The sequence below is a fragment of the Streptomyces sp. YIM 98790 genome (assembly GCF_011421595.1).
Taxonomy (GTDB): domain Bacteria; phylum Actinomycetota; class Actinomycetes; order Streptomycetales; family Streptomycetaceae; genus Streptomyces.
Genome location: NZ_WTLH01000296.1, coordinates 1 through 4,716, shown reverse-complemented (window position 1 = coordinate 4,716; position 4,716 = coordinate 1). Strand labels below are relative to the sequence as shown.

Below are 4,716 nucleotides of genomic sequence, written 5' to 3'. Positions count from 1 at the left end.
GGCATCGCGCGCCACGGCGGGCATCGCGCGCCACGGCGGGCTTCGGCCTCCCCGCGGTCCTCCGGTGCCGCCGGATGCCGCATCCGGTCACCGGCGCGCTGTCCCGGACCGTCCGCCCGGGGCGGCAGACTGAACCGCATGCGCTGCGAATCCGTGACCGATCCCCGGAGCGACGGCCATCCCAACGACGACTATGCCGCCGCGGCGGCACCGGCCCCGGGCCGCGGCGGCACCGTGGTGCTGCTCGACGGGGTCAGCACCGCACCCGGCGAGAACACCGGGTGCCGGCACGGCACCCCCTGGTACACGGCGCGGCTCGGCGGCGCGCTGCTGCACCTCTGCGGTTCCCGGCCGGACCTTCCGCTGACGGAATGCCTGGTCCAGGCCATTGACGAAACCGCACATGCGCACGGCGAAGGGTGTGAGCTTTCTCACCCCCGGACGCCGCAGTCCACCGTGGTGGCGGCCCGCTGGGACGCCACGGCCCTCGAATATCTGGTGCTGTGCGACTCGGTGCTGCTGATCGAACGCCGCGACGGCACGGTGCTGCCGGTGCTCGACACCCGGCTGGACGAGGTCTGGGCGACGGCCCGCGCCACCGTGCCCTTCACGGAGCGCCCGGCGTTCATCGAGTCGCGGCGCAATGCCGAGGGCGGATTCCACACCGCCGCGGCCGACCCCGGCGTCGCGCACCGGGCGGTGACCGGCACGCTGCCCCGGGAGGGGGTGCGGGCGCTGGCCGCGCTGACCGACGGGGCCTCCCGCTGGACGGAGGTGTTCCGGCTCGGGGACTGGGGAGCGCTGTTCGCGCTGCTCGCCAAGAAGGGTCCGCGGGAGGTGGTTGCCCAGGTCCGGGCTGCCGAGCGGGCCGACCCGTCGTGCACCGCCTTCCCCCGTGGCAAGATCCATGACGACGCCACGGCCGTGCTGGCCGAGCTCTGACCGCCGAGGGCGGGGCGCAGGAGGAACGGGCGCCGGGCGAGGGCGGGTTGCCGGGCGGACACGCGGACGGCGGCTTGTTGCCGCGCCCGGGGCGGCCGTTGGGACACGATGACCCGCATGGTTCAGCAGCAGTCCGGCAGACCGCCGTCCTTCTCTCCCGTCCCCTCCGCCACACCTGTCATACCCGCCGCACCCGCCCCACCCGAATCGCGGGTCTCGGCCATCCCGGCCGGCCCCGCCACCGGACCGCCCCGGCCGCCCGCGGCCGGGCCGCAGGAGCCGCCCGAGGTGCTCGACCGGCGGCAGGGCCCGCACGGCGAGGTGGTGCTGCGGCGCCGGGGGGACCGGTACGAAATCATCGCCAACGGCTGCTTTCTGATGGACACCTCGGACGGCCGCTCCGAACGTCTGCTGGTGCGCGCCGCCCTGGAGGCGCTGGACGCACCCGGCCCCTGCGCACGCCCCGGCACCGCCGCGGGCCCGGCCCGGCCGGCTCCGTCGCTGCTCATCGGCGGTCTGGGCGCGGGGTTCTCGCTCCTGGAGGCCGCCGCCGAACCGCGCTGGGGCAGCATCACCGTGGTGGAACGGGAGGCCGCGGTGATCGACTGGCACCGGTCCGGACCACTGAATCGTCTCACCGGCGAGGCTCTCGGCGACCCGCGCACCACCGTGCTGCACACCGGCCTGCTGGAGCACCTGAAGGCCCCCGGACCCCGCTACGACGTGCTCTGCCTGGACATCGACAACGGCCCGGACTGGACCATGACCGAGGACAACAACAGTCTGTATTCGGCCTCCGGCCTGATTACCTGCCGGTTCAGGCTGACGCCGGGCGGCGTCCTTGCCGTATGGTCGGCAGCACCGTCCAGCAGGTTCGAACATGCCTTGCGGAACGCCGGTTTCCGGAATGTCCGCACCACGCTGGTTCCGGTACCGCGAGGAGCCCCTGATGCCGTGCATCTGGGCCACCGAGCGGCATAGCCCGGGCGCCGTCCGGGGATCTACGCTGCTCCCAGCGCCGTCAGGCCCGACGGAAGGACCTCCCGGCGCACACGACCTGAGGAATGCCAGACCAGCCGACTGGCTCCGCAAGACATATCCCGGGGGCGGGACACAACATGAATCAGACACATGGCAGTGCACGACCCGGCGGAGGCGGGGAAACCGACCCGCACTCGTCGGAGAACGGGGAGCGCCAGCGCTACCCGATCAGTACCGTGACCACGCCCGGCGCCCAGCGCCGCATCCTGGTCGTGGAGGATGACCCCACCATCCTGGAGGCCATAGCCACCCGGCTCCGCTCGGAGGGCTTTCTGGTGCAGACCGCGGCCGACGGCCCCGCAGCCGTCGACGCCGCCGCGGCGTTCCAGCCGGACCTGCTGGTGCTGGATGTCATGCTCCCCGGCTACGACGGGCTGGAGGTGTGCCGCCGGGTCCAGGCCCAGCGGCCCATCCCGGTGCTGATGCTCACCGCGCGCGACGACGAGACCGACATGCTGATCGGCCTCGGCGTGGGCGCGGACGACTACATGACCAAGCCGTTCTCCATGCGCGAACTCGTCGCCCGCACCCACGCGCTGCTGCGCCGGGTGGAACGGGCGGCGGCGGTGGCCACCGCGCCGGCCTCCCCGGGCCGGGTCATGCTCGGCGACCTGGAGATCGACCGCGCCCAGCGCCGGGTGCGGGCGGGCGGCAAGGACGTCCACCTCACGCCGACCGAGTTCGACCTGCTGCTCTGCCTGGCCCGCTCGCCGCGCGCGGTGCTGACCAGGGAGCAGCTGCTGGCCGACGTGTGGGACTGGGCGGACGCCTCCGGCACGCGCACGGTGGACAGCCACGTCAAGGCGCTGCGCCGCAAGATCGGCGCGGAGCGCATCCGCACCGTGCACGGCGTCGGATACGCCCTGGAGACCTCGGCCAACGGCGTCGGGCCCGTCGAAGGAGGCTGACGGGTGGCCGGCGGACCGTGCCCGCCTCCCTGGCGGAGCCGGGTCTGGGCGGCACTGCGCCCGGTGGACCCGTTCCGCTCGCTCAAGGCGGCGCTCGGTGCGCTGGTCATCGTCTCGGTGACGATCACCACCGGCCTGATCCTGCTGGCCTACAAGTCGGCGATCGAGGTCCGGGTGATCGCCATCGTCGCGGTGATCGCCTCGCTGCTGGTGACCCAGTTCGTGGCGCAGGGCCTGGTGTCCCCGCTGTCGCAGATGACGGCGGCGGCGGGGGCCATGGCGCGCGGCGACTACGGCCGCCAGGTGCGGGTCTCGCGCCGCGACGAGCTGGGTGACCTGGGCCGGGCGTTCAACCGGATGGCCGCGGACCTCCAGGCCGTGGACCGGCACCGCAAGGAGCTGGTGGCCAATGTGTCGCACGAGCTGCGCACCCCGATCGCCGGGCTGCGGGCGGTGCTGGAGAACGTCGTGGACGGCGTCTCGGAGCCCGATCCGCGGGTGATGGCCAGCGCGCTGCGGCAGACCGAGCGGCTGTCCCGGCTGGTCGAGCAGCTGCTCGACCTGTCCCGGCTGGAGAGCCGGGTGATCCCGCTGGAGCCGCGCGCCTTCAAGGTCGAGCCGTACCTGGCCGATCTGCTCGGCTCCACCGGCCTGGCCCTGGTGCAGGGCCACGGCCGGGTGGACGTGCGGCTGAGCCTGGACGTCTCGCCGCCCGACCTGACCGGGTACGCGGATCTGGAGCGGCTGGACCAGGTGGTGGCCAATCTGGTGGACAACGCCATCAAGCACAGCCCGCGCGGGGGCCGGGTCACGGTCCGGGCCCGGGCCCTGGAGCGCTCGCACGGCGGTCTGGCACTGGAGGTGCTGGACGAGGGGCCGGGCATCCCGCAGGCCCAGCGGGAGCTGGTCTTCGAGCGCTTCGGCCAGGCCGCGGCGCAGGCCGGCGTGGCCGGCTCGCGGAACACCGGCGGCACCGGGCTGGGCCTGGCCATTTCGCGCTGGGCGATCGACCTGCACGGCGGCACCATCGGGGTGGCCGAGTCCCGCCGGGGCTGCCGCATCCGGCTCACCCTCCCCGGTCGCTGACCCGGCCCGGCACCGGGCCGGGGCCCCGGCCCGCGGCGCCGGCCGCCGGCGCATGCCCGGGCCGGCCGCCGCGGGGGGCGCCGGGGTCCCCCTCCTCACTCGTTCCGGTCTGTTCGCGATCACCCGGTTGACGTAGGGTGACGGGGAAACGGAGGGGGCCGCTCCGGGCGCGACGAATCGTTTCAGGGCTGTGACGAAGCGCTGTCACAGGCCCCCGTCGGCGTGCGTGGAAGCTCTCGAACCCCGGGTTTTTCCCGCCGGGTTGCTCCCCGAAACCCCCTCCCGGGTGTGAGCTAGGTGACGATCTGGGCATGGACACCTGCGCCGGACCATGGGGAAGGCGTAGCCTTGTTCTCCGCTGTCCATTACCTTGCGGAGCGGAAGAGGGCGGTTGCCGCCGTGTCGCCACAGTCCCCAGATACGTCGAACACGTCGAGTGTCTCCAACGGCCAAGTGAGCCGGGGAAACACCTCCAAGGACGGTTTCGGCGCCAACGAATGGCTCGTCGACGAGATCTACCAGCAGTACCTGAAGGACCCGAACTCCGTTGACCGGGCGTGGTGGGACTTCTTCGCCGACTACAAGTCCACCGCCACGGCCCCCGCCGAGCAGCCCAAGCCCAAGGCCGCGCCGGACGCACCGCAGGCGCAGCAGGCGCCCGCGGCACCCTCTCCGGAGGCGTCCCGGCCCGCGGCACCCTCCCCCGGCGCGCCCCGGCCGGCGTCCGCGCCGGCCGCCG

The 4,716-nt window shown here is 73.6% G+C and carries 4 protein-coding genes and 1 pseudogene; all 5 read left to right on the top strand.

Annotated elements, in window-relative coordinates:
• The first annotated feature begins 138 nt into the window (after nucleotides 1–138).
• On the top strand, nucleotides 139–942 hold the full coding sequence (locus tag GQS09_RS26970) for a protein phosphatase 2C domain-containing protein (protein ID WP_165990149.1): 804 nt from the start codon (nucleotides 139–141) through the stop codon (nucleotides 940–942).
• 117 nt (nucleotides 943–1,059) lie between these two features.
• On the top strand, nucleotides 1,060–1,923 hold the full coding sequence (locus GQS09_RS26965) for a spermidine synthase (RefSeq protein WP_243761836.1): 864 nt from the start codon (nucleotides 1,060–1,062) through the stop codon (nucleotides 1,921–1,923).
• Between the two features lie 137 nt (nucleotides 1,924–2,060).
• Complete coding sequence (locus GQS09_RS26960; protein WP_165990148.1) at nucleotides 2,061–2,891, top strand: response regulator transcription factor; 831 nt, start codon at nucleotides 2,061–2,063, stop codon at nucleotides 2,889–2,891.
• Nucleotides 2,892–2,894: 3 nt separating this feature from the next.
• The gene (locus GQS09_RS26955) at nucleotides 2,895–3,977 is read left to right on the top strand and encodes an ATP-binding protein (protein WP_165990147.1); all 1,083 of its coding nucleotides are present in this window, start codon (nucleotides 2,895–2,897) and stop codon (nucleotides 3,975–3,977) included.
• Between the two features lie 399 nt (nucleotides 3,978–4,376).
• A pseudogene (locus GQS09_RS26950) lies at nucleotides 4,377–4,716 on the top strand (hypothetical protein); the annotation flags it as partial.

Coding starts and splice junctions, on each gene's coding strand:
- GQS09_RS26970 (WP_165990149.1), top strand. CDS start 139: ATGCGCTGCGAATCCGTGACCGATCCCCGGAGCGACGGCCATCCCAAC.
- GQS09_RS26965 (WP_243761836.1), top strand. CDS start 1,060: ATGGTTCAGCAGCAGTCCGGCAGACCGCCGTCCTTCTCTCCCGTCCCC.
- GQS09_RS26960 (WP_165990148.1), top strand. CDS start 2,061: ATGAATCAGACACATGGCAGTGCACGACCCGGCGGAGGCGGGGAAACC.